Here is a 24,139-nt window from a genome sequence, read left to right on the forward strand (position 1 = left end):
TTTTATATCCTTTTAAACGTTTTATATTTTTTTATTTCTCTTTTATCGTCGCTTCTTTTGAACATAATGGTCCTAGGAAAATTTTCACTGGCACATCCGACACAAGGATGCCCAGATTTAATGCAGTTATATTTATCATATGTATTTGAACTTCTTACACAGTCGTTTTTTGTTACAGGTCCCTGACATCCTAATTTAAAAAGACATCCTCTGTCTCCAATTTTTTCTGCAAAATTCTTTTCCTGATAGTCATAATAATATACGCATCTGTCATGAATCGTTTCTCCAAAAAATCTGAGAGGTCTGTTCGAATCGTCCATAGGAGGCAGAGTATTATGTTTAATATAAAAAAACAGTGTATAAAGAAAATGATTAGGTTTCATAGGACATGTAGGCAGATTGACTACAGGAGTTGATATATTTTCCTGTTCTAAGAAATATCTCAGACTGCCGGCACCGGTCATCATTCCCTTCATATCACATATACCCGCAAAAGTCGCACATGTTCCTGCCGAAATAGCTGCTTTTGCTTTTTTGGCGGTATTTGCAATCCAGTCGTTTATAAACCTGTCCCCCATCAAGCATGCATGCGGAAGCTGAGTCGGAATCGCACCTTCAACGACAAGAATCAGGTTGTCACTTTTATATTTTTCGATAATATCCGTAGCCATTTCACCTGTTGCGGCCATTAAAGTGGGATGAAAAATAACATTTGTAAAAGACGTTAATATATCAAGTATAGAGATATCGGCGTTTAAAAACGAAGTGGAGCATCCGTCACAGCTCATTGCCTGCAGCCAAATAATATCCGGTTTTTTAATATCTCCTATTTCTAGAGCTTCTAATTCTTCCATACTGAAAAAACCTGCTCCCCCGGCAGCAATAAGAGCTTTATGCACTGCTTTTAAAAATTCTCTTCTGTTCATCATTATTTTTCTCCTTAGAGTTTAATGCACGGCACAAGCCAGACAAGGATCGATACTTCTTACTATTCTGGCTATTTCTATAGGGTTTTTTTCATCTTTTATTTCAGTGCCTATTAGCATCTGTTCAAGGGCGCCGTGGATACCGCTATTGTCTTTTGGTGAAATATTCCATGTAGTAGGCACAATCATTTCATAATTTTTAATAAAACCGTTTTCACCTATTTCTATAAAATGCGCAAGCGCTCCCCTTGTGGCTTCAGTAAGCCCTATACCCTTAACATTATTAGGTATTTCCGGAAGCTGAATAAATCCTAAAACCCCCTCATCAACATTTAAAGCATCATTGAAAATTTTATCCATTATCAGCTGTGAAATAACAGCTCTTGCCAAGTGCCTTCCCATCACCGAATTATAATCCTGGAGTGTAATTCCCAGTTCAGCGTTGATTTTATCCACCAATGAATTTAATTTTTTATTTTTGCCGCTTAAATAAGTATTAATTATAATGGCCGAAGGTCCAACTTCGACTACACGTCCTTCAAATCTCGGAGCTCTTGACCAGGAATATTTTTTTGTTTCATGTTTGAATTCCTCAAGAGTGATAGGTGTCAGCTGGGTAAGCTCCAGAGGCTTGTAACCTCCGCTTTCTTTGTAATAGGCGAATCCGTTATACTCTACAATATTGTAAGGGTCTATGTTTTCATTCAGCTTATAATCCGTGCTGATTCCCTGAACAAATTCATACGAACCGTCTAAATTTAAAAGAGTGTTAAAAGTAAGAAAATTATCCGGTCCTTTACCTATTTTAAAATATTCTTTATACTGTTTTGCCACTTCTATCACATCATTTAAATATTTCTCTTGTATAAACACACTGGTTTCTTTCGCCAGATCGATATATTTTATTAACCTGTCCGCGGTAGGCATAGTGGTGACTCCCCCTGCTTCTATAGAAACCATATGCGGAGATTTGGAACCGAAAATTTTCACCATCGTGTCTATTTTTTTCATTATCTCAAAACTTTCCAAATAATGTTTAATTAAAACTATATTTAACTCTTTGAGTGTTATATAATTGGCTTTGAATCTCTGTAAAAAAAGAGGAGATGGAAACACTTTGTTAGATGAAATTTCTTTTAAAACCCATCTTTTGAGTTCAAGCAAATCACTGTCGTTGCCTTCATAATCCAAAATCGCCTTAATATCCATAAAATCAAGCAGACTCAATGTATAAAAATGCAAAAGATAGTCTTTTAGTTTGTAAGCTCCGATTACCATGTTTCTTAAAAGCTTTCCGTTTTTGTTTAACTCTATTTTGAGTGCGTTTTCTATTGCTAAAGCCGCTGCTTCCGCATGAGCGTAAGGACAGCATCCGCACGTTCTTTGAGTTATGTGAATAGCGGTTAAATAATCATATCCTTTTAATGCTTTTTCAATACCCCGATACATGTCGGCACTGCATTTGGCATCCGTGACTTTACCGTTGTTTACATTTACTTCTACTTTTAAATGTCCCTCTATTCTCGTAATTGGATCTAATTTAATTTGAGACATTAATAATCCTTTTATATGAATATTTATTCGTAACATTAGTCTAACATAAAAGCATAAAAAACAATTAATTATAAGTTAATCTTATCAGACAGATGTAAGAAAAATGTAAGTTATTAATAAAAGAAAAAGAAGAAAATCAACTGTTTTCTATCTTAACCCTTATAAAAGGATAATCATCAGTATCTTTTAAAATAATGCCGAATGTCCCTTTTAATTCTTTTAATTTATGCAGTTTTTTAGGTTCACCGTCCACAAATATAGTTAAAGATTTTATTTTATTTGCTACTACAAACTGCTGAGAACATAAAATTTCATCTTTTTTCACAACAAATCTGTCAGAACAGCAATATACCACACTTCCGTCAAACGTATCAAGTTCGTCTATTTCTTCCAATTCAATTTCATATTCTCTTTCTACATTTACAATTTCTTCAAGTATAGGATCGCTTGGTTCAAAAAATACCGGCAGATCAATTCCCTCTATTTCGAAACCTCCGAAATCCCTTAAAAGACAAAGAAATCTTTTGATATTTTCAAGTTTAGGATGTGCAAGCACGTCTTTTCCTATTAATATTTTGCCTTTTTGAAGCTGTTCAAGATCGAATTCATCAAAGTTGCTTTCTCCAAACAGATAACCGTCATCCATTTCGTCAAAATAGTCTTTAACATCTTCCGGAACACTGTCATACGTAAAATGTTTGGCAATAAGCGCGATAACGGCTTCCTCCGCCATAGGTTCGTATGTAATGCTGTCTTTATATTTTATCGGATGTAAAAAGACATCCGCTTTAATATCTTTTAGTGGTAAATTACCTATTGATATAACCATTTTTAAACCTTTAAATAGATTTTGAAAACACCTTTTGATTCGGCATTTTTTTGAAATATTCATCAAAAGGAAGCACAATATTTCTAATTAACAGACTTCCTGTTTTATTCACTTCTATTTTTTCAGGAGTAATTTCTACAAGACCTTCGTCAACAAACTCCTGAAGCTCTTTAATTTCATTTTCAAATTTATCAAAAAAGCTGATTCCGAATTTTTCTTCAAAACGTTTTATGTCAAAGCTGAAATTAGCCATCATTTCCATAATAATATATTTTCTTATTTTATCTTCTTCAGTTAATATAACTCCTCTGAATACGGGAATTTTACCTTCATCAACTGCTTTTTCGTAAGATTTCAGATCTTTGTAGTTTTGCATATACGCATCTTCGGTTTCACCGATAGACGTAAGCCCCACACCTATTAAATCGGCCCCGCCTTTTGTCGTATATCCCTGAAAGTTTCTGTGAAGTTCTCCTTTTGCAATAGCTTTAAACAGTTCGTCTTCAGGTTTTGCAAAATGATCCATTCCAACCATTATATAACCGTTATTTTCAAAAAAATCAATAACATATTTAAATATTTTCAGTTTTTCTTCAGGACTCGGAAGAGTTGTCTCGTCGATTTTTCTCATGCCTTTTTTCATCCAAGGCACGTGTGCGTAGTTAAATACCGCCAGTCTGTCCGGATTTAGTTTTAATACTAAATCAAGAGTTTTTTTAAACGTTTCAAGCGACTGGTACGGTAGTCCGTAAATTAAATCGATATTTATTGAATTAATCCCGGCATTTCTGGCAATGTCGACAGCGTTTTTTGTAATTTCAAATGGCTGAATTCTATTTACCGCTTTTTGAGTTTCTTCATTAAAATCCTGAACTCCGAAACTTATTCTGTTTACACCAAATTCCCTCATTACGTCCATATGCTCTTTTGAAAAAAACCTTGGATCTATTTCTACGCTGATTTCAGCATCTTCTTCATAATTTTTAAAATGTTTTTTAATAAGAGAATATACCTCGGCCAGCTCTTCGGGAGTAAAAAACGTAGGAGTTCCTCCGCCAAAATGAACCTGTCTTACCAGTCTGTCAGTATCAAGGTGTCTGCTCAGCGTTTCAAGTTCTTTTTCAAGATACTCGATATACCTTGTTCTTTTATCTGCTTTTGAAGTATATACAACATTACATCCGCAGAAATAACATGCGCTTTTACAAAAAGGAAGATGAAAATAAAGACTAAGAGGCTTGTCGCCTTTTAAAAAAGGAAGAATATCCTCTTCACTTAAATCTTTAAATTCCACTGCCGTAGGATAACTTGTGTATCTAGGAGCATGCCTTGAAAATTTACTAAGTTTTTTAAAATCTATTTTTTCATTTTGAAATTTATTATTTTGCATGTTGTCTCCAATTACATAAATTCTTTTGCAAATTCTTTACCTGCATTTTCCCATTCGTCAAAAGATATTACAATCTCTTTTTTTATCATTTTGTCATCTTTAAGTAACGCAGCTTTTACTTTTATAGAGTCGTCTGTCATTATTTTCGCATAAACACCTACAGGGGCATGACATCCAAGATTCAGGGTATCAACGAAATCTCTTTCAATCGTTACGCAGATCTGCGTTCTGAAATCATTAAGAGGTTTAACAGCTTCGATAACTTTCGGATCGTTAATTGTTTCAATTCCGAGCGCACCCTGACCCATTGCAGGGATCATTATATCTGTATCCAACACTTCAAAATATTTAACGCTTTTAAGCAGTCCAAGTCTTTTAACGCCGGCTTTAGCCAATATAATAGCATCGTATTTTCCGTCTTTCAGTTTATTGATTCTGGTATCCACATTACCTCTAAGGTCAGTTATCACAAGATCTTCCCTGAATGCTTTAAGCTGCATTGCTCTTCTGATTGAACTCGTACCCACAACGGCATTGTGAGGAAGTTCCGCCAATGTTTCAAAATTTTCACTTAAAAACACATCTTCAACAGATTCTCTCACAGGAATTGCCGCTAATGTAAAATGATCAGTCTCATACTGAGTAGGAAAATCTTTTAGTGAATGGACCGCAATCTGCGCATCGCCTCTTAAAAGAGCTTCTTCCACTTCTTTAATGAAAAGTCCTTTTCCTCCGATTTCCGCTAGAGGTTTGTCAAGAATTTTATCTCCGGTTGTAGTCACTATTTTAAGGTCTATTTCATGACCCATACTTTCTAGTTTGCTTTTAACCCATTCTGCCTGCCATAATGCAAGCTTGCTGCCTCTTGTTGCTATTGTTAATTTCATTTTCTCCCTTTATAACTTATATTTTTTTAAAAATTATACCATTACTTAATTAATTTTGCTGCATCTTTTGCGTGATATGTAATAATCATATCCGCACCCGCTCTTTTAAATGATGTGAGTATTTCCATCATTAAAGTATCATAATCCATCCATCCGTTAAGAGCCGCCGCTTTTACCATAGAATATTCACCGCTTACGTTATATACACATAAAGGCTTAAGAGTGTTTTCTTTTATCTCTTTTATAATATCCATAAACGCAAGTGCAGGTTTTACCATTAAAATATCTGCGCCTTCGGCTTCGTCAATAATGCTTTCAAGCAGAGCTTCACGCGAATTTGCTATATCCATCTGATATGTTTTTCTGTTTTTAGGCACATATTCGTTATCCACAGGCGCACTCTCAGCCGCATCCCTGAAAGGTCCGTAAAACGCACTTGCAAATTTAGTTGAATAGCTCATAATAGGAATATGAGAAAATCCGTTTTCATCAAGAGCCGTTCTTAACGTTTCTATGATATTATCCATCATACCGCTCGGCGCTATCATATCGGCACCCGCTTTTGCGTGAACGATCGCCTGTTTTGCGCTTATTTCCAAGGTTGCTTCATTATCCACAGTTTTAAGATGAGGATTTATAATGCCGCAGTGCCCGTGATCCGTAAATTCGCAAAAGCATAAATCTGTAATAATAGCTATTTTGTCTCCGAATGCTTTTTTTGCAGCTCTTACGCTTCTAGCAATAAGACCTTCTTCATCAAGAGCGTCGCTGCCGCAACTGTCTTTTAGTTTAGGAATACCGAAAAGTATTACCGCTTTAATTCCAAGATCAATACATTCGCCTATTTCATCCAAAAATTCTTTTTCACCGTACTGGTAAATTCCGGGCATAGATTTTATTTCATTTTTACCCTCAAGCCCTTCTTTAATAAATACAGGCATTATCAGATCTTCTACATGTACATGGTTTTCTCTAACCATATCTCTTAAATTTGAATTTAGTCTAAGTCTTCTCAGGTTCATTAACCTCTCCTTGTCAGTTCTTTACATAAATTTACAAAATATTTTGCATTTTCAACAGGAACATCCGGAAGTATTCCGTGTCCAAGGTTAAATATATGTCTGTGGCCTTTCATTATGTCAGCTATCTTCTGTACAGCTTCTTTCGTGGCGGTTTTCGAATAAAGTCTGGTCGGTTCCATATTCCCCTGAAGGGTATAGTTGTCTTTGAATATTCTTAAAGCATGGTCAATCGGTGTAGCCCAGTCAACACCCACGACGTCAAATTCGCCGTCCATTTCATCCATATACAGACCCACTCCTTTAGAGAATAAAATCACAGGAATATGAGGATATTTTGATTTAATGTTTTTAGCTATTTCTTTCATATAATTCCATGAAAATTCAAAAAACTTTTCTTTCTCAAGAGCACCTCCCCAGCTGTCAAATACCATAACCGCATTGGCACCGGCTTCAATCTGCTTTGAAAGGTATTCGATTGTTTCTTTTGTATTAAACGCAAGAAGTCTGTGAAGCATCATAGGATTTGAATAAACTATTTTTTTAATCTTTGCGTACTGTTTACTTCCTCTTCCTTCCACCATATAAGTAGCTATAGTCCAAGGACTTCCGGCGAATCCTATAAGAGCTTTTTCTTCAGGAAGTCTTTCTCTAATAAGTTTCACACCTTTATATACGTATTCAAGCTTTTCATCGGCGCTGCTGTCAAGCGCTTCAATATCTTCTTCAGAATCTATCGTTTTATCAAATACAGGTCCTACGCCTTTTTCAAATCTTAACGGCAGCCCCATTTCCATCGGAAGATTTAATATATCGCTGAAAAGTATTGCCGCATCAACGTCAAGTATGTCAATAGGCTGAATAGTCACTTCCGCAACTACTTCCGGATTTCTCGTCATATCAAGAAAATTTCCGACTTTACGTCTTACTTCCATATATTCAGGCAGATATCTTCCGGCCTGTCTCATCATCCATACGGGAGTATATTCCGTCTCTTTACCAAAACACGCATCTACAAATATCATTTATTCTCCTTTTTTCCTCTTCATATAATCATAACAACTTATCTACTTAACCGCTTATCAACTTACATGCTTATTTAAATATTCCTTTTTCCATATGATACTCGCACTTATTCATATCTATACTTTCTCCGTTCATACCGAAAAGTCTTTTGACAGATGAGACCAAAACATCCACTTCCGCGCTGTCAGCCATTTTTCTAAGAGTAATATTCGGATGATGAAGAAATCTTTTAAAAGCGTTATGCAGAACTTTTTCGACTTCATCCGCCACTTCTGCCGGAATGTATTTTTTCTTAACGGCATTTTTAAGAGCCGTATCTGCACATTCGTGTGCTTTTTCCTGCAAAAACTTAATTACAGGGTCTATTGAAACAGACTGAAGGTATTTTTCAAATTCTTCGACACATCTTTTAATCAGTTCATTCGCACATTTAAGTTCTTCTTGTCTTTTTTGTAAATTTCTTTCACTTATTTCTTTTAAGTCATCTACTTTTATTAACGTTATATCGTCACATAAATCATCTTCAATATCGCTTGGTATCGCCAAATCAAACCATAATCTTTTAAAAGTGGTAGGTTTAACGTCTTCATTTCTTATAATCGGATAATTTGATGCCGTAGCGCTGAAAAGAAGACGGTAATTGTTTATTAATTTCGGAAGCTTTTCAAGAGAATGTATGTCTATATTTACATCGTCGCCCAATTCTTCTTTTAAAGCAAAAGCATTTTCAACCGTTCTGTTTACAAGAATTATGTTTACGCCCTCTTTTATTAAATTTTTACATACAATCCTTGCAGTATCTCCGACACCCACAACAACCGCGCTGTAACCGCTTAAATCTTTTAATTCTTCTTTCGCCCTTCTTACGGCTATACTAGCCACACTTACAGGTTCGCTTGATATTTGTGTCTGATTTCTGACTTTTTTTGCACATTTAAAAGAAAAATGTATAAGCCTTGTTAAATCCTGCCCGATAAAATGCTTTTCATAAGCCTCATAAAAAGCTTCTTTTAACTGCCCCGTAATCTGAGTTTCACCTACAACCATCGAATCAAGACTGGCTGCAACTTTAAAAACATGCTCAATAGCGTCTGTGCCTTCGTAAACTTCAGCTTTTACCAACTCTTCCGGTGTTATAACTTTTTTATATACCTTATCGTAAAGCTCTGTTAAATCCTGTTTTTTATCAAATACAACTTCTATTCTGTTACAGGTGGAAAGAAGAAAGACTTCTTTAAAGTCTTTGAAATCTTCTAAAGTGAGTTTTGCTAATTTACTTCTTAATACGACATCAGAGTTTCTATAATTAAAACTAATTACAAAATACATCATTACCCTTTATCTGGATGGTATTCGTTGTTGTCTATTTTTACAGGTTTTGACACTTTGTTTAAAATATTCTGAACAAGCCCTAAAATTACAATAGCAAACCATGCACCCATTCCCGCAAAGATAATATTGATCCATCCGTAACCGTCCGCAACTCCCTGACCGTAACTGTGAAGACCCTGGGCAATATAGAAATTCACTCCGAAATATGTCATTAAAATAAAGAAGAAGCTTAAAAAGCTCATTAATGAAAATATAAATTCTCCTCTTAATTTCGGCATCATTTTTCCGTGAATCACCAAAGCGTAAACAATCATAGAAATAAGACTCCATGTTTCTTTAGGGTCCCAAGACCAGTATCTACCCCATGATTCGTTAGCCCAAACACCGCCTAAGAAAGTACCGATACTTAATAAAGCCAGTCCGATATATAATGAAATGTAAATAATGTTGTTTAACTGTTTTATTTGTGTTTCAAGTTTATATTTTTTATTCATGGCAAACAGAATAAGATTCAACAGACCAAGCATACTTCCCACACCTAAGAAACCGTAACTTGATGTAATTACCGCAACATGTATCAGCAGCCAGTACGATTTAAGCACCGGTACCATATTCGTAATCTGCGGAGATATGTTGTTTAAGTGTGCAACCATCATAAACATACCCGCAACAAACAGACCTGCACCTAACGCAAGCATAGATTTTCTAAAGAAGACAAGCGATGCGAATGCACTGCCCCATGCAATAAATATAATTGACTCATAAGCATCCGACCAAGGAGCATGACCGGCAACATACCATCTTAACAACATATTTGCCGTATGAACCAATAAAGCCAAATAACCGAAAAGAACTACAGCCGTTTCAACTTTTTTATATCTTTTCAGTTTAATAATTTCAAAAAATCCTAAGAAAATCGCAATTAAACCTAAAAGGGTATATGCGCCTATAAGTTTAGGGAATATTTGAAGTCTGTTATAAATAATTTCCCATTTTACTTTTGTTTCGCTAGGTAAAATTTTTCCGCTGTAATTTTTTTGCAACGCGTAAATTTTTTCTTCTATCTGCTTCATTGCTTTTAAATCGTTGTTTTTCATAGCTTCCGCAAGATTTGCAAACATGTTGTAATAAAACTGTGCGTCCATCGGATTCATAAGATTCATTTTCACAGCCTGTGCGATATCCGCAATACTAAACCATCTGTAATTCATTTTTTCCGCTTTTGGAGTCGGGAATATTTTAAATATTTTGGCCGTATATACTTCAAAAGCCACATAAACCCTGTCGTTAATTTTAATCCATTCCCTTTGCAGGACATTTCTGTCTTTATTCGGTGTTTTAAACGCTTCATCTATCTCTTTTGAAAATCTGAAATCTCCGTTAGGCAGGAAAAATGCGCTGTAAGGTGCATATTTACCTTTAATTCCGAGTAATTTTCTGATTTTTGGATGCCCCACATATATAAGAGGCAGATTCTGATACTTAGAAGGATATGCTACCATTCCCGCTACCAGCTGATTGTAGCTTAAGCCGTACATTTTGGATTTAAGCGTCAGTTTATGAATAATATCCAAATCAAGCGTATCCATAGGTTCGATTCTACCGCTTTGCTGGACAAGCACATGGGCCCATAAATCTGCAGCCTGCTTTGATATTTTAGGCAGATTGTTTATTTCATTGGCATGTACATAACCGTTGCCAAGCAGCATCATTAATAAAAACGCAAACAGTCCACTTTGTTTAAGTTTTTTTACTGTAAGCATAAATCTGCTTCTTCTATAAGCCATACTCCAGAAAAATCCGATAGCCATTAAAGCATAACCGAAATAAGTTATATACATTCCGGGATCATGGTTAACTGATAAAATACTTCCCTGCGCATCCATATCGTAACTTGCCTGATAAAATCTGTAACCTCTGTAAACCAGAATATGGTTCATATATATATGATATTTAAAAGTTTTATTGTGAGCTTTGTCTATAACAGTGACATAACTGTCATAACTGCTTGGCTGCATACTTCCCGGATATTTTCTTAATACGAATTTATCCAGTCTTATTTCAAAACCTAGTTTTTTAGGATAAACGTTTGAAGGGTTCGATTTACTTTTTTCCACCATTATAACGCTTTTTGTTTCACCGTTTCTTAAATGAAGCGTGCCTTCATACCCGAAATATCTGGTAACAGCCGCTCCGATCAATATAATAATCACCGATAAATGCAGTATAAACACCGGTAGCTTTTTATAAGTTTTATATCTTAACATCACACCAACTAAATTAATACCTAAAAGCCACATAATAGCTTCAAACCATTTTGTTTCATAAACATAACCCCAGGCCTGAGCCATAGTGCTAAAACCTAAAGTCGCATACATCTGTCCTAATATAAAAACCAAAGACAGAACTACAGCAGTTTCCAATGAGAAAAACACATTGTATAACTTTTTAATCATTTGTTTCCTTTATATTTTTCATTTACGTTTTTAATAATTTGTAAAAATGTTTGTGGAGGTCTAGCGCCGATTAATGAGTAAACAAGCTCGCCGTTAGGTTTTAAAAAGAGAATTGTAGGAGTAGAGCCCGTAAAGTAATTTTGTACGGTAGGAGGAAGCACGTCCTGATCGGCTAAATAAAATACAGGAACGAAATTTTTGTTGATATAAGATGAGACTTTCGGATCCGTATATACTTTTTCAGCTAAGTACATACACGGAGGACATGTCGTCAGACCTATATCCACCATTATCAGTTTATGGGTGGACTTCGCAATATTCTGAGCCACACTGTAACTCATAGCCCAGTTAATTTTACCGCTCCAGTCTATTGCGAACAGACTGCCGGCTAGCATCAAAACTAGAAACAACTTTTTCATGGCAAACCTTTTTTTATGAATTTTAACAAAAATTTTACATAAAACAACCGATTTTTCGGGTTTTTTTATGAATTATCGTTCATAATATAACAATAATTTATATGCTTTTTTCCAAAAATAGATGAAATATATTTTTATCACATATTATGTTACAAATAAATTACGATTATTAAAGGATTTCGGTTTATGAAGCTTTTAAAATTAAATTTGAAGTGTATAAGAAAAATTTATATGGAAAAAAAGAAGAAAATTTTTATTTTTCTTCGTCGTTTAATCTTTCCAATAAGTTAGGGTGGGCAAAATTAACCATGCTGTAATCATTATGACAGCTTACACAGCTGATATCTTTCCCTGCTTTTTTCTCTTTCCAGTACTGTTCGTGGGCATATCTGCTCTCTTCACTCATTCCGAATGCTTTTTCAGGTTCTTTTACCATATGGTGACACTGTAAGCAAGCACTGTCATATGTATAATTTTTCATTTCCCAGAAGTTTTCTTTAAAATCAACTTTTGAAATAATTCCAAATTCAGCCATTGCGTCTCTTGTACCGCTTATACCTTTTGCAATTAAATATCCGATTAAAGAATTTTTAGGCAAGTGACAGTCTGTACAGTGATGAACTGCAAATCCCTGAGGGTTGTTTCCTCCGTGAACACTCTGATGAAAACTTTCTACCATCGGTTTCATTGTATGACAACTAGCACAAAAATTAGGTTTACCTGTAACATCCACCAACACAGCCGCTACATAAGAAATACCAAGACCGATTATAGCACCAACGATTAACGCTCCTAAAGTTGCTTTTTTCATTCTTCACCTTTTCAATTTTTAAAGGAATTATAAATAAGTAAAGTGCTAAAAGAGTGCTAAATAATCGTTCATATTTAAGTGTATTACACAAATACTACATTATTTAAATTTAATAACAAACACGGCTCCGTTAGAAGAATTATATGCATACAGTTCTCCGTTAAAATGCTGAGTAATAATAACCCTGCTCATATAAAGCCCTATTCCTGTGCCCTGAGACTGAAATTTTGTCGTAAAATAAGGTTCGAATATTTTATCTTTAATTTCATCAGGAATGCCTCCCGCATTGTCTTCTATTTCTATAGTTTTACCGTTGATTCTTATCCATATTTTTTTATTTTCTATATTTCTTTCTTTAAGTATGTCTATCGCATTGTTTATAATATTTAATATAACCTGGGAAAATTCGCTTTTATAACCTTCTATCGGCGTAGTGTTTTTTACGTCGTATATTATTTCAAGCTTATTTTGTTTTATTCTTGCTTCCATCAGCTGTAATGCTTTATCAATTATTTCTTTAGGACAGAAGGTTTCTTTCTTGGTGTCTTTTTTGAAGAAATTAGTAAAATCGTCAATAGTCTGCGACATATATTCAATCTGGCTTAATGCGTTATTTTTAAATTTTTCAAACCTTTCATCATCTAATTTATTCATTTTATAAGCCATTTCTATATTTTGAATAAGCAATGACAGCCTTGTCAGTGGATGTCTCCACTGATGTGCTATATTTCCGAGCATTTCCCCTAATGCGGCTAATTTGCTCTGATGCATAAGTATCTGCTCTTTTTCTTTGGTTTTTTCTATTTCGTCTTTTACGCGTTTGTCAAGGTCTTTATAAAAATTATAAAGCGGTTTTGAGAAAAACACACCTAAAGGAATAGCCAAAAATATAGAAATCAAAATCATAATCATCGCAAGTTTTTGAGAAACAGCATTTGTCTTGTTAATCAGCTTTTTGTTCTGTATAAATACGAGTTTAAATTTTTTATTAAGGGGAACGACGTAAATATCGTCCGTTACAAACTTATCTGCCGCCTTTTTTATTCTGTCCGCAAGCGTATAGGTAAAAAGATCAAATATACTTTTGGCCTTTAGAAAATTGCTGTAGTAAATATTGCCGTTATTGTCTATAAGCAACAAATTATAAAAATTATTTGATCCTGAAAACAGCCTCTTTAACGTGGATTCTAATAAAATAAACCCTTTTTTTGGATCTTTTTTTATCGGAGAAATTGTTTCGAATTTCAAACCTTCATCCGTCATTATTTCTTTTGTAAAAAGAGAAGTCTGAAGTTTAAAATCTCTGAAAATAAAATTGTTTTTATCATTTTCCCCGCATATTATTTCTTTATCAATTTTTTTACAGTACACAATCGTTTTACCATACTGATTTACATATTTTATTTTAAGAAAGTCTCTGTTTGCGGATAAAAATATTTTAAATATTGAAGAGATGATTTCCGGGTTTATATTAAAATTGTTAGAAAAAAGTTCACTGTTTGCAATTGCAAGCGTACTTTTTCTTATAAGATCTTCTTTAGTTTTATAAATCTGTACTATATTGTCTGCGGAAATTTTAACTTTTTCCTGAAATTCCTGAGTGGAAATTTTATTAAAGAAAAATATACTTATATATGTTAGCGAAACAACAATTAAAAAAGCAAAAATTACAAACGCAACCGTTATATCAAATTTAAAATCATCACTGTTTCTCAATTTTATACCCGCTTCCTCTTACGTTTTTAATGAAATTTTCTTTAAGTTTCGCTCTTAATTTTTTGACCTGTGTCCTCAATGTATTGTCACATACGCTTTTTTCTTCCCAGATGTAATCTTTAAGTGTTTCCATATCAACGACCTGGCCGATATTTTTAACTAAAATTTCTAAAAAATATTTTTCGTTCGGAGTAAGTTCAACTTCCTCGCCTTTATAAAAAAGTTTTAAATTTTTAACGTCAAATTTATAATCATCCGTAATTTTAACTTCACTTGTTTTCTTAAACACAAGTCTTTTTATTCTGAGTTCAAGCTCCTTAAGTTCAAAAGGCTTTTTTATATAATCCGCAGCACCTAACTCGAAAGCTTTTTCTACGTGGTCCATATCGGAATAAGCCGTGATAAAAATAACAGGGACATCGCTAGCGTATCTTTTTAATTCATTATAAAACTCATATCCGTTCATTTCCGGCATATTAATATCTAATAAGTATATATCATAATGACTCGGATAAACTTCTTCAAGCGCTTTTAAAGGCGAACTGTAATAATCGACCCTGTTATTTTGAAGTTCTAAATAGTCTTTTATACTCTCTCCGATAAATTCGTCGTCTTCTACCAAAAGTATCTTCATTAACGCCCTTTTTTGAAAAATTATAGCATAACTTATTATGTAATAAAAAAATAATTTAATTATAAATTTTATCCGGTACTAAAAAAAGTTAATAAAAATTTACTCAAAATCTTACTTAAATACGACATTAATCTAATTTAAAAGTGCCAATAATGTGCCTTTTTTAAGGCTAAATGTCAAAAAAAAGTAAAATTTAAAGAAAAAAGTTGTATTATTACTATGTAAAAAGCTTAAAAGGAGTGCTTATGTCAATGAATAGAAGAGAATTTCTAAAAACAACAGCAGCGGCGGCAGCAGCTTCAGCAGTCGGAATTTCAATTCCTAGCGAAGCAAAAGCAGCAGCTGACAATACTCAGGCCGGATGGCAGTGGGATAAAGCGGTTTGTCGTTTCTGCGGTACCGGATGCGGTATTATGGTAGCAGTAAAAGACGGTAAAATCGTAGCGGTTAAAGGTGACCCTGAGAGTCCGGTCAACAGAGGTATTAACTGTATTAAAGGTTATTTTAATGCAAAAATTATGTACGGTGCAGACAGACTTACTCAGCCTTTACTTAGAATGAACGATAAAGGCGAGTTTGATAAAAACGGTCAATTCAGACCTGTAAGCTGGAAAAGAGCTTTCGATGAGATGGAAAAACAGTTTAAAAAATATTATAATGAATTAGGTCCTACCGGAGTAGCGGTATTCGGTTCGGGGCAATATACTATCCAAGAAGGTTATGCAGCTGTTAAATTAGTAAAAGGCGGATGGAGAAGTAACAACATCGATCCAAACGCAAGACACTGTATGGCAAGTGCGGTTGTAGGTTTCTATCAAACATTCGGTATTGACGAACCTGCAGGATGTTATGACGATATCGAACTTACTGATACTGTTATAACATGGGGTGCAAATATGGCAGAAATGCATCCAATTTTATGGTCAAGGGTTTCTGATGCAAAACTGAACAACCCTGATAAATATACAGTTGTAAACCTATCAACATACAGAAACAGATGTTCAAACCTTGCAGATATGGAAATTATTTTCAGACCTAATACAGACCTTGCTATTATGAACTACATTGGTAGAGAAATATTAAAAAGAAACGCAGTAAACTGGGATTTCGTTAAAAAACACACTATATTCGCAACTGGTACAGTAGATACAGGTTACGGTATGAGAGAACCTAGTGTTGCAGAAAAACTAGGATATTCTAGTAAAGAAATGCAGACTATTAAAAAACAAGCAGCCAAAGTTGTAACAGAAGAAGAAGCGGTTGCTCTTAGCCCTATCGGCAAATGGAAAGCCGGCGAAATGATGGAAATGAAACACAGAAAAGGTAAAGCACCGTTCTTCCACTGGCAAATTACATTTGAAGAATTTAAAAAAGCGGTTGAACCTTATCATTTAGATTATGTTGCTAAAGTAGCAAAAGGTGATCCTGAAGAATCATTAGAAAGCTTCAAAAACAAACTTCAAAAACTTGCTGACCTTTACTGTGATCCAAACAGAAAAATCGTTTCTTTCTGGACTATGGGATTCAATCAGCACGTAAGAGGAAGCTGGATCAACGAAATAGTTTACATGGTTCATTTATTACTTGGTAAACAGTCGCTTCCTGGAAACGGCGCATTCTCATTAACTGGACAGCCAAGTGCCTGTGGTACTGCAAGGGAAGTTGGTACATTCGCACACAGATTACCGGCAGACTTATTAGTAGCAAATCCTAAACACAGAAAAATTACTGAAAAACTATGGCATTTACCTCACGGAACATTAAATCCTAAAGTTGGTAGCCACTTTGTTAAAATTATGAGAGATATGGAACAAGGTAAAATTAAATGGGCTTGGGTACACGTAAACAACCCATGGCAAAATACTGCAAATGCAAACCACTGGTTAAAAATGGCCAGAACAATGGACAACTTTATTGTAGTTAACGAATGTTATCCTGGTGTTTCTGCAAGAGTTGCAGACTTAATTCTTCCTGTAGCTATGATCTATGAAAAATGGGGAGCTTACGGTAACGCAGAGAGAAGAACTCAGCACTGGAGACAACAAGTTGTTGCACCGGGTATGGCAATGACTGATATCTGGACAATGGCTGAATTTGCAAAAAGATTTAAACTAAAAGAAGTATGGCATGAATGGAAACTTCCTAACGGAACAGTTCTTCCAGACGTATTAGAAGAAGCAAAAGCTATGGGATACAGTCCTGATGATACATTATTCGATGTATTATTCAACAGACCTGAATACCGCAAAAACTTCCCATGGCCAGATCCAATTGCTAAAAACCCTGGTACAGGAAAACTTCATCCTAACACTGAAGCGGCAGGAGACGGAAGAGAAATTATCGGACAAGACGGTAAACCATGGAAAGGTTACGGATTCTTCATTCAAAAAGCATTATGGGAAGAATACAGAAAATTCGGTATCGGTCACGGTCACGACTTAGCATCATTTGATACTTATCAAAAAGTAAGAGGACTTAGATGGCCTGTAGTTAACGGCAAAGAAACTAAATGGAGATTTAACACTTCATACGACCCATATGCAAGAAAATACGCTAAACCGGGTGAAAAATTTGCATTCTACGGACCGTTACTAAAAACAATTAAAATCGGTAACTTAAAACATCCGATTCCAAGCAAAGGTAAAATCCACCTTGCTAACAAAGCCAAAATATTCTTCAGACCGTTTATGGTACACCCTGAAGATCCAAGATACGATAAAGACGGATACAACTTCTGGCTATGTACAGGTAGGGTTCTTGAACACTGGCATAGTGGTACTATGACAATGAGAGTACCTGAATTATACAGAGCAATGCCTGAAGCATTATGTTACATGAACCCTAAAGACGCAAAAGAATTAGGTGTTGAAAGATTTGACCTTGTTGTAATAGAATCAAGAAGAGGAAAAGTTAAAGCAAGAGTTGAAACAAGAGGAAGAAACAAACCTCCTAGAGGATTGGTATTCGTTCCTTGGTTTGACGAAAAAATCTTAATCAACAAAGTATGTCTTGACGCAACATGTCCAATGAGTAAAGAAACTGACTATAAAAAAGCAGCGGTTAAAATTTATAAAGCTTAAGGATATAAATGGATAATAAAAGACGCTCATTTTTAGTAAATTTGATTCAGGCAGGTGCGGCGGCTACGGCTGCAGGCACCATTGTTGCCGGATTTGCTGAAGAAAACAAAGACAAGCAGCTGACATTAAGACCGCCTGGTGCGTTAGATGAAAAAGATTTTCTAAAAACATGTATCAGATGCGGGCTATGTGTAGAAGCTTGTAAAAACAGAGAAAATAAAATAATAATCGATGGTAAAGAAATAATTACCTTAAAATTGGGAGCACCGGGTGACAGTACGCCTATCGGCACACCATACTTTATCGCAAGGACAGGGCCGTGCTTTATGTGCGACGACATTCCTTGTATGTATGCTTGTCCAACAGGCGCTCTTACACCTAAAAAGTGTGAAAACGATAAAGGGGAAGTTGCAATCGATTACGCTAAAATGGGCGTTGCAGTTATAGATCCGAGTAGTTGTATTGCATTTTGGGGATTACAGTGTACAGCATGCTACAGAGCATGCCCTGAAATGGATAAGGCCATTACAATAGAATGGAAACAGAATAAAAGAACCGGTAAACACGCTTATAGAATACCGGTAGTTCACGAAGACGCTTGTACGGGATGCGGCATGTGCGAACAGGCATGTGTAACAGAAAAAGCCGCCATTAAAGTTTTCCCAAGAGAAGTCGTATTAGGCAAAGCCGGAGACAGATATGTAAAAGGCTGGGATAAAAAAGATCAGCAAAGAGTAAAAGACGCTTCAACCAATACTAAAACAGTAACCGGAAGAAGCAAAGAAAGTGCTATACAAAATCTTAATCAAGGCGTAACATGGGATCAATAATAAAACACAGATATCTGATCTTACGTAGAATATCTCAGCTTACAATTCTGTTTTTATATTTTGCGGCAAATGCTTGGGGATTAAAAATATTAGTAGGGAATTTAAGTTTTTCAAAACTGTTTGACAAAATACCGCTGGCAGATCCGTATGCAGTATTACAGATGCTGTTTGCCGGAGCGGCAATAAGTGCAGATCTGATAATCGGAGCACTGATTATTTTATTCTTTTACGGTTTAATCGGCGGAAGAGCGTATTGCAGCTGGGTATGCCCTGTTAATTTGATTACAGATTTGGCATCATGGGTAAGAAGAAAAACCCATCATGAAAAAGACAATTTAATAAGCCCTACAAAAACAAGACAGTTCAGGTATGTATTTATGGTTGTACTGCTGCTAGCTTCTATTTTTATAGGTGCGGCGGCTTTTGAATTTATCAGCCCTATCGGTATTTTTACAAGAAGCGTCGCTTTTAGCGTCGGTTTTGGCTGGGTATGGCTTGTAACTATTTTCATTTTTGACGCATTTGTCTTAAAAAACGGCTGGTGCGGTCATATTTGTCCCGTTGGAGCCATGTACAGCATAATAGGTTCTAAAAGTTTAATTCGTGTTTATCATAATAAAGACAACTGTACGAACTGCGGTGAATGTCTAATGGTTTGCCCGGAAGTACAGGTTTTAACACCGGTAATTGATAAAAAAAACAGCTTTATTAATGGAATAGAATGTACAAACTGCGGCAGATGTATTGAAGTGTGTGAGGATAATGCACTAAAATTTTCATTAAGAAATTATATTAACTCAAAAGGAGAAAAAAATGAGAAAACTACTAATTAGTTCTGCCTTAATTGCAGGATTTATATTTACAGGTTGTCAAACAACAACAACTGCTTCATCAAATAAAGAAGTGAAAGTTACAGGAATAAGAGAAGCGAGCCTAAATGCAGATTCTCAAAATCTACCGGTAATTCAATATAACAATCAGGCTCCGATTCCTGGAAAAGTTAAAACTTATAAGACTTCTTTTGTTACTGCACCTCCTATGATACCGCACAGTGTTAAAGGAATGGTTCCAATTAAAGTAGGAAACAATATGTGTCTAAACTGCCACTTGCCTTCAAACGCAAAAGCAATGGGTGTAACTCCAATGCCGGCAGACCACTTTGTTGATAACTTCGCAGGAGACAAAAAAGAACCAAAAGTAGCAGGAAGCAGATATTTCTGTACAACTTGTCATACGCCTCAGGCTAAATTAAACCCTGTAGTGGAAAACAAATTCGAATCTTTAAGAAAGTAATGGATAGAAGATCTTTTTTCGGGAGAGTAAAAAGCTCTCCTTTTAAATCTTTTGTCTATCCTCCTTATTACGATAAAAAAGAAGATTTTTTAAAATGCTTAGAATGTGAAAGTAAAGATTGTTTGCTTGCATGTAAAGAAAAAATAATAAATACTGAAAATGGATATCCGATACTTGACTTTAGCAGTTCCGGATGTACTTTTTGTGACGAATGCGCCTATGCCTGCCCTAAAGGTATATTATCAATAGTAAATAAAAAAGAAACTATAAATGCTCAGATGATAATCAATCCTAAAAAATGCATTGCATGGAATCAAACAATCTGTTTCTCATGCCAGGATATATGCGAAGAATATGCTATAATTTATAAAGGTATGTTTAATCCTGTAATTGATTTGGATAAATGCACCGGCTGCGGTTTTTGCGTAAGCGTCTGTCCGACAGATGCTATAGAAATTAAAACTCTATAGGGGTAAAATATGAAAAAATTATTAATATTATTAACTGCAATATTTGCTTTTGCATTGACACCGGTTAAAAAAATCACATACGACGGATATATATCAAAAGTTACTTTAAACAAAAAATATCTGATTGCCGGACTCGAAAACGGACAGATTATTATAAAAGATTTCAAAACTCTTAAAAATTTATATGAAATAAAACTTCCTAAAATACATGATTTTATGGGAGATTTGATTTCTATGCCTATTTACTCGCTTGATATTTCACCTGATAATCAAAAATTAATGATATTGGCCGAAGGTGAGGATGCAAAGAGAGTATTGTTTATATATCACTTTAAAACACATAAACTTGATCATATCTTCACAACCAAAGAAACCTTAATGAAAGGAACTTTTATAGGCAATAACAAAATATTTTTCGCCCTCTTAAGCGATGAAGCAATTTTGTATGATTTAAAGCATAAAAAAAACATATACAGAAAACAGATAGGAAATTACGTTTTTTCAACATATGCTTTGGATAAAAAAAGAAATATTGCCGTTTTTGGCGATGAAAGCGGTGCTTTAAAAATAGTAGACATCAATACGGGCAAAAAACTAAAAGAAATAAACGGTTTCAACAAAGACAAAACAATAAGCTGCGATATTAAAAAAAATCTGGTTATTAACGGCAGCAGCGATATGAGAGTTGGAATATACGATCTCAATACTGGCTATTCTAAATTAACGCTGAAAATGAATTTTTTACCTTACGGTGCTGCATTAAGCCCAGACGCATCACTATTCGCATTACAATATGACGAAAACAACGACATAGCGGTTTATTCAATATATAATAAACTTCTGTATAAATTAAAAGGCCACACTATGGCTTTAAACGGTATTATATTTTTAAACGACAAAACAATACTGAGTTTTTCTCCGGCAGAAATACTCATATGGAAATTAAAATAAAAGGAGCAATATGAACATTTCAAGTATTATCGTTAAAACAAGACCGGAAAATTATGACGCAGTATGGCTTAATTTACAGGAATGCGAATTCTGTGACGTACATTTCGGTGAAAAAGAAAAAGGTGTGATTATTATTACAATTGAAGGTGAAACCGTTGAAGAAGAAATAGAAAAACTGTCAAAAATAGAACAGATGCCTATGATTATCAGTGCAGATATGCATATGAGCTATTGTGAAGAAGAACTTGATAAATTAAGAGAAAATATAGACCTAGACAATACAGTCGAAGAATTAAATAAAGATAAAAAAGCTGAAGAAGTGGCTTACTTCGGAAGTTTAAAAAAGAAATATTAATTTCTTCCCATTTCCGCTTTTCCATATATTCCAGCATACAAGTTTAATCTTACTTTTTGAATTTGATATAATATTACAACACTGAATAAAGGGAATAAATGAAAAAAGTAAAAATTGTAGCCACACTCGGACCGTCTTCATCAGATAAAATAGAACAGATGATTAAAGCGGGTGTTGATATATTCAGATTGAATTTTTCACATGCTGACCACAAAACACATAGACATTCTATAAAAACAATACGCAGCATATCCAAACAGCTTGACAGCAAAACGGCGATTCTGCAGGATATAAGCGGTCCTAAAATAAGAATAGGTGAAATAAACGGGTTCTTAGAATTAAAAAGAGGAGATAAAATACGCCTAGTAAAAAAACATCCGGAAAGTCTGTATGATTTAACACTTACGTATCCTGAAATAATAGACCACGTTAATATAGGAGAATATGTATTTTTTGCTGACGGAAGCATAAGAACAAAGGTTATAGACAAAGACAGCAATTCACTTACGCTTGAAGTAAAAAACGAAGGTGTTTTATCAAGCAGAAAAGGAGTAAATTTCCCTCATTCAAAACTCAAAATTTCCGCCATTACTCCAAAAGACGAAAAGGATTTGGCTTTTGGAGCAAGAAACGGCGTTGATATAGTGGCAATTTCATTCGTAAATTCAAAAAAAGACATTTTAAAAGCTAAAGAAATACTTAAACAAAACGGTGCAAGTCCGTGGGTGATAGCGAAAATTGAAACAAAACAGGCAGTTGAAAACCTTGATGAAATATTAGAAGTAAGTGACGGTGTAATGGTTGCAAGAGGTGACTTGGGAATAGAAGTGGGAATAGAAAAAGTGCCTGTTATCCAAAAAAAGATTATAAGACGCGCAAATAAACTGAAAAAACCGGTAATTACTGCTACACAGATGCTGCTTTCTATGGTCAATTCGCCTTTTCCGACCAGAGCGGAAGTAAGCGACGTGGCAAACGCTGTAATGGACGGAAGCGACGGAGTAATGCTCAGCGACGAAACCACAGTCGGAAAATATCCGGTAAAAGCGGTTGAAACTTTAAAAAACGTAATCCTTGAAACACAAAATATCTATCCTTACTACAAAAAATATGAAATAGAAGATAAAGACGCAATAGCCGCAAGTGTTTCCGACTTATGCAGAGGAATATCTCCAAAAGGCATTATCTGTTTCACGAGCAGCGGTACGACAGTAAAAAGCATCGCAAAATATAGGCCTAAAGCCCCTATTTTTGCCGTAACACACAGCAGAGAAACAAGCAGAAAACTTAATATGGTATGGGGTGTAAAACCGCTTTTTGAAATTCCTAAAATAAAAAACCCTGAAAAACTGATTGAAAAATTTAAAATTCTTGCTATTAAAACGGGATGTTTTAAAAAAGGCGACATGGTAATAGTCACAATGGGAAGTTTAGTCGGAAAAGAAGGCACTACAAATATGATAAGGGTTATTGAAATTTAAATAATTTCTGCATCAAACACAAATTCGATTTCAGGAAAATTCTTAAAAAGAAATTCTTCAATGTTTCTTTTTATTTCTCCAGCTATTTTTTCGTTATGAGCCGCAAAAACGATAGCTATTGATGCTTCTTTAGGATATTCGTCTGAAATATCCAATACCGATACGTTAAATTTTTTGAGTCTGTCTTTTATCGAATTGACTATTTTTCGTCTTTCTTTTAAAGAAAACACAAAAGGAAGATCAAAATCGGCAATCAGATTAACTATTACCATTACTGTTTACTGTTTTTACACTCTTTGCATATTCCATAAATATATAATTCTTTCTGTGCGTCAGGATACTGCTTTTCTATTTCGCCTTTAATTAAATCGCTAAAAGGCACATCTTCCACTTTGCCGCATTTTTTACATATAAAATGCGCATGAGGCTCTTTTGTAATTTCGAATTTAGGTTTATGATGAAGGCAAATTTCACTTATTATATTCTCATCTTTTAAAGCGGTTATGTTTTTATAAATCGTAGCCAGTGATATGGAAGGAAAAAAATCTCTGATATCTTCATATATTTCTTCAATACTAGCATGTCCTTTTTTCTCAAGTTCTTTAAGTATAGCTAGTCTTTGAGGAGTTATTTTGAGGCTTGATTCTTCCAACAGTGTTTTAAGTTCTTTCATTAGTGCC

23 protein-coding genes are annotated in these 24,139 nt (G+C 34.7%); 8 read left to right on the forward strand and 15 right to left on the reverse strand.

Annotation, left to right across the window (positions count from 1 at the left end):
• Positions 1-2 precede the first annotated feature (2 nt).
• The 13 genes from ACZ5EP_RS04655 to ACZ5EP_RS04715 form a co-directional block, all read right to left on the reverse strand.
• Entirely contained in the window at positions 3-929 is a 927-nt protein-coding gene (locus ACZ5EP_RS04655) for an NADH-quinone oxidoreductase subunit B family protein (protein WP_127679699.1), read from the reverse strand.
• An 18-nt stretch (positions 930-947) separates the two neighbouring features.
• Positions 948-2,480 (reverse strand): nickel-dependent hydrogenase large subunit, encoded by a 1,533-nt coding sequence (locus ACZ5EP_RS04660; protein WP_464508152.1) that lies wholly within the window; start codon positions 2,478-2,480, stop codon positions 948-950.
• Positions 2,481-2,616: 136 nt separating this feature from the next.
• Positions 2,617-3,309, reverse strand: a complete 693-nt coding sequence (locus tag ACZ5EP_RS04665; RefSeq protein ID WP_464508153.1) for a hypothetical protein — start codon at positions 3,307-3,309, stop codon at positions 2,617-2,619.
• A gap of 10 nt (positions 3,310-3,319) precedes the next feature.
• Complete coding sequence (gene hemN, locus ACZ5EP_RS04670; RefSeq protein ID WP_464508154.1) at positions 3,320-4,699, reverse strand: oxygen-independent coproporphyrinogen III oxidase; 1,380 nt, start codon at positions 4,697-4,699, stop codon at positions 3,320-3,322.
• An 11-nt stretch (positions 4,700-4,710) separates the two neighbouring features.
• Positions 4,711-5,586, reverse strand: coding sequence for a hydroxymethylbilane synthase (hemC, locus tag ACZ5EP_RS04675; RefSeq protein ID WP_464508155.1), 876 nt, complete (start codon positions 5,584-5,586; stop codon positions 4,711-4,713).
• A 41-nt stretch (positions 5,587-5,627) separates the two neighbouring features.
• Complete coding sequence (gene hemB, locus ACZ5EP_RS04680; RefSeq protein WP_464508156.1) at positions 5,628-6,608, reverse strand: porphobilinogen synthase; 981 nt, start codon at positions 6,606-6,608, stop codon at positions 5,628-5,630.
• Entirely contained in the window at positions 6,608-7,630 is a 1,023-nt protein-coding gene (gene hemE / locus ACZ5EP_RS04685) for a uroporphyrinogen decarboxylase (protein ID WP_464508157.1), read from the reverse strand. The genes hemB and hemE overlap by 1 nt, the downstream gene beginning before the upstream one ends.
• Positions 7,631-7,700: 70 nt before the next feature.
• Complete coding sequence (gene hemA / locus ACZ5EP_RS04690; RefSeq protein ID WP_464508158.1) at positions 7,701-8,960, reverse strand: glutamyl-tRNA reductase; 1,260 nt, start codon at positions 8,958-8,960, stop codon at positions 7,701-7,703.
• Between the two features lie 2 nt (positions 8,961-8,962).
• Positions 8,963-11,419: a cytochrome c biogenesis protein gene (locus ACZ5EP_RS04695; RefSeq protein WP_464508159.1), complete on the reverse strand. Its 2,457-nt coding sequence runs from the start codon at positions 11,417-11,419 to the stop codon at positions 8,963-8,965.
• Positions 11,416-11,838 carry a thioredoxin family protein gene (locus tag ACZ5EP_RS04700; protein WP_464508160.1) on the reverse strand — a complete coding sequence of 141 codons (423 nt, stop codon included), beginning with the start codon at positions 11,836-11,838 and terminating at the stop codon, positions 11,416-11,418. The genes ACZ5EP_RS04695 and ACZ5EP_RS04700 overlap by 4 nt, the downstream gene beginning before the upstream one ends.
• Before the next feature lie 253 nt (positions 11,839-12,091).
• Positions 12,092-12,649, reverse strand: a complete 558-nt coding sequence (locus ACZ5EP_RS04705) for a cytochrome c3 family protein (RefSeq protein ID WP_464508161.1) — start codon at positions 12,647-12,649, stop codon at positions 12,092-12,094.
• Between the two features lie 99 nt (positions 12,650-12,748).
• On the reverse strand, positions 12,749-14,365 hold the full coding sequence (locus tag ACZ5EP_RS04710; protein ID WP_464508162.1) for a sensor histidine kinase: 1,617 nt from the start codon (positions 14,363-14,365) through the stop codon (positions 12,749-12,751).
• A complete protein-coding gene (locus ACZ5EP_RS04715) occupies positions 14,352-14,999 on the reverse strand; it encodes a response regulator transcription factor (RefSeq protein WP_464508163.1) in 648 nt (215 codons plus the stop codon). The genes ACZ5EP_RS04710 and ACZ5EP_RS04715 overlap by 14 nt, the downstream gene beginning before the upstream one ends.
• A gap of 245 nt (positions 15,000-15,244) precedes the next feature.
• Here ACZ5EP_RS04715 and napA point away from each other — a divergent pair, with 245 nt between their 5' ends.
• The 8 genes from napA to pyk all read left to right on the forward strand — a co-directional run bounded on the left by napA (position 15,245) and on the right by pyk (position 23,459).
• Positions 15,245-18,079, forward strand: coding sequence for a nitrate reductase catalytic subunit NapA (gene napA / locus ACZ5EP_RS04720; protein WP_464508164.1), 2,835 nt, complete (start codon positions 15,245-15,247; stop codon positions 18,077-18,079).
• Between the two features lie 8 nt (positions 18,080-18,087).
• Positions 18,088-18,909 carry a ferredoxin-type protein NapG gene (napG, locus tag ACZ5EP_RS04725; protein WP_464508165.1) on the forward strand — a complete coding sequence of 274 codons (822 nt, stop codon included), beginning with the start codon at positions 18,088-18,090 and terminating at the stop codon, positions 18,907-18,909.
• Positions 18,897-19,742, forward strand: a complete 846-nt coding sequence (gene napH / locus ACZ5EP_RS04730) for a quinol dehydrogenase ferredoxin subunit NapH (protein ID WP_464508166.1) — start codon at positions 18,897-18,899, stop codon at positions 19,740-19,742. The genes napG and napH overlap by 13 nt, the downstream gene beginning before the upstream one ends.
• The gene (locus tag ACZ5EP_RS04735; protein ID WP_464508167.1) at positions 19,723-20,202 is read left to right on the forward strand and encodes a nitrate reductase cytochrome c-type subunit; all 480 of its coding nucleotides are present in this window, start codon (positions 19,723-19,725) and stop codon (positions 20,200-20,202) included. The genes napH and ACZ5EP_RS04735 overlap by 20 nt, the downstream gene beginning before the upstream one ends.
• Entirely contained in the window at positions 20,202-20,672 is a 471-nt protein-coding gene (locus tag ACZ5EP_RS04740) for a 4Fe-4S dicluster domain-containing protein (protein ID WP_127679665.1), read from the forward strand. Before ACZ5EP_RS04735 ends, ACZ5EP_RS04740 begins: the two co-directional genes overlap by 1 nt.
• A 9-nt stretch (positions 20,673-20,681) precedes the next feature.
• Positions 20,682-21,623: a WD40 repeat domain-containing protein gene (locus ACZ5EP_RS04745; RefSeq protein ID WP_464508168.1), complete on the forward strand. Its 942-nt coding sequence runs from the start codon at positions 20,682-20,684 to the stop codon at positions 21,621-21,623.
• 10 nt (positions 21,624-21,633) lie between these two features.
• Entirely contained in the window at positions 21,634-21,978 is a 345-nt protein-coding gene (locus ACZ5EP_RS04750) for a chaperone NapD (protein ID WP_464508169.1), read from the forward strand.
• A gap of 98 nt (positions 21,979-22,076) precedes the next feature.
• Positions 22,077-23,459 carry a pyruvate kinase gene (pyk, locus tag ACZ5EP_RS04755; RefSeq protein ID WP_464508170.1) on the forward strand — a complete coding sequence of 461 codons (1,383 nt, stop codon included), beginning with the start codon at positions 22,077-22,079 and terminating at the stop codon, positions 23,457-23,459.
• On the opposite strand, the gene ACZ5EP_RS04760 is transcribed toward pyk, so the two are convergent.
• The gene (locus tag ACZ5EP_RS04760; RefSeq protein WP_464508171.1) at positions 23,456-23,731 is read right to left on the reverse strand and encodes a DUF503 family protein; all 276 of its coding nucleotides are present in this window, start codon (positions 23,729-23,731) and stop codon (positions 23,456-23,458) included. The two genes, pyk and ACZ5EP_RS04760, sit on opposite strands and share 4 nt — an antisense overlap.
• The gene (locus ACZ5EP_RS04765) at positions 23,731-24,132 is read right to left on the reverse strand and encodes a Fur family transcriptional regulator (protein ID WP_464508172.1); all 402 of its coding nucleotides are present in this window, start codon (positions 24,130-24,132) and stop codon (positions 23,731-23,733) included. Before ACZ5EP_RS04765 ends, ACZ5EP_RS04760 begins: the two co-directional genes overlap by 1 nt.
• Positions 24,133-24,139 lie beyond the last annotated feature (7 nt).

The organism is Nautilia abyssi (genome assembly GCF_055388085.1).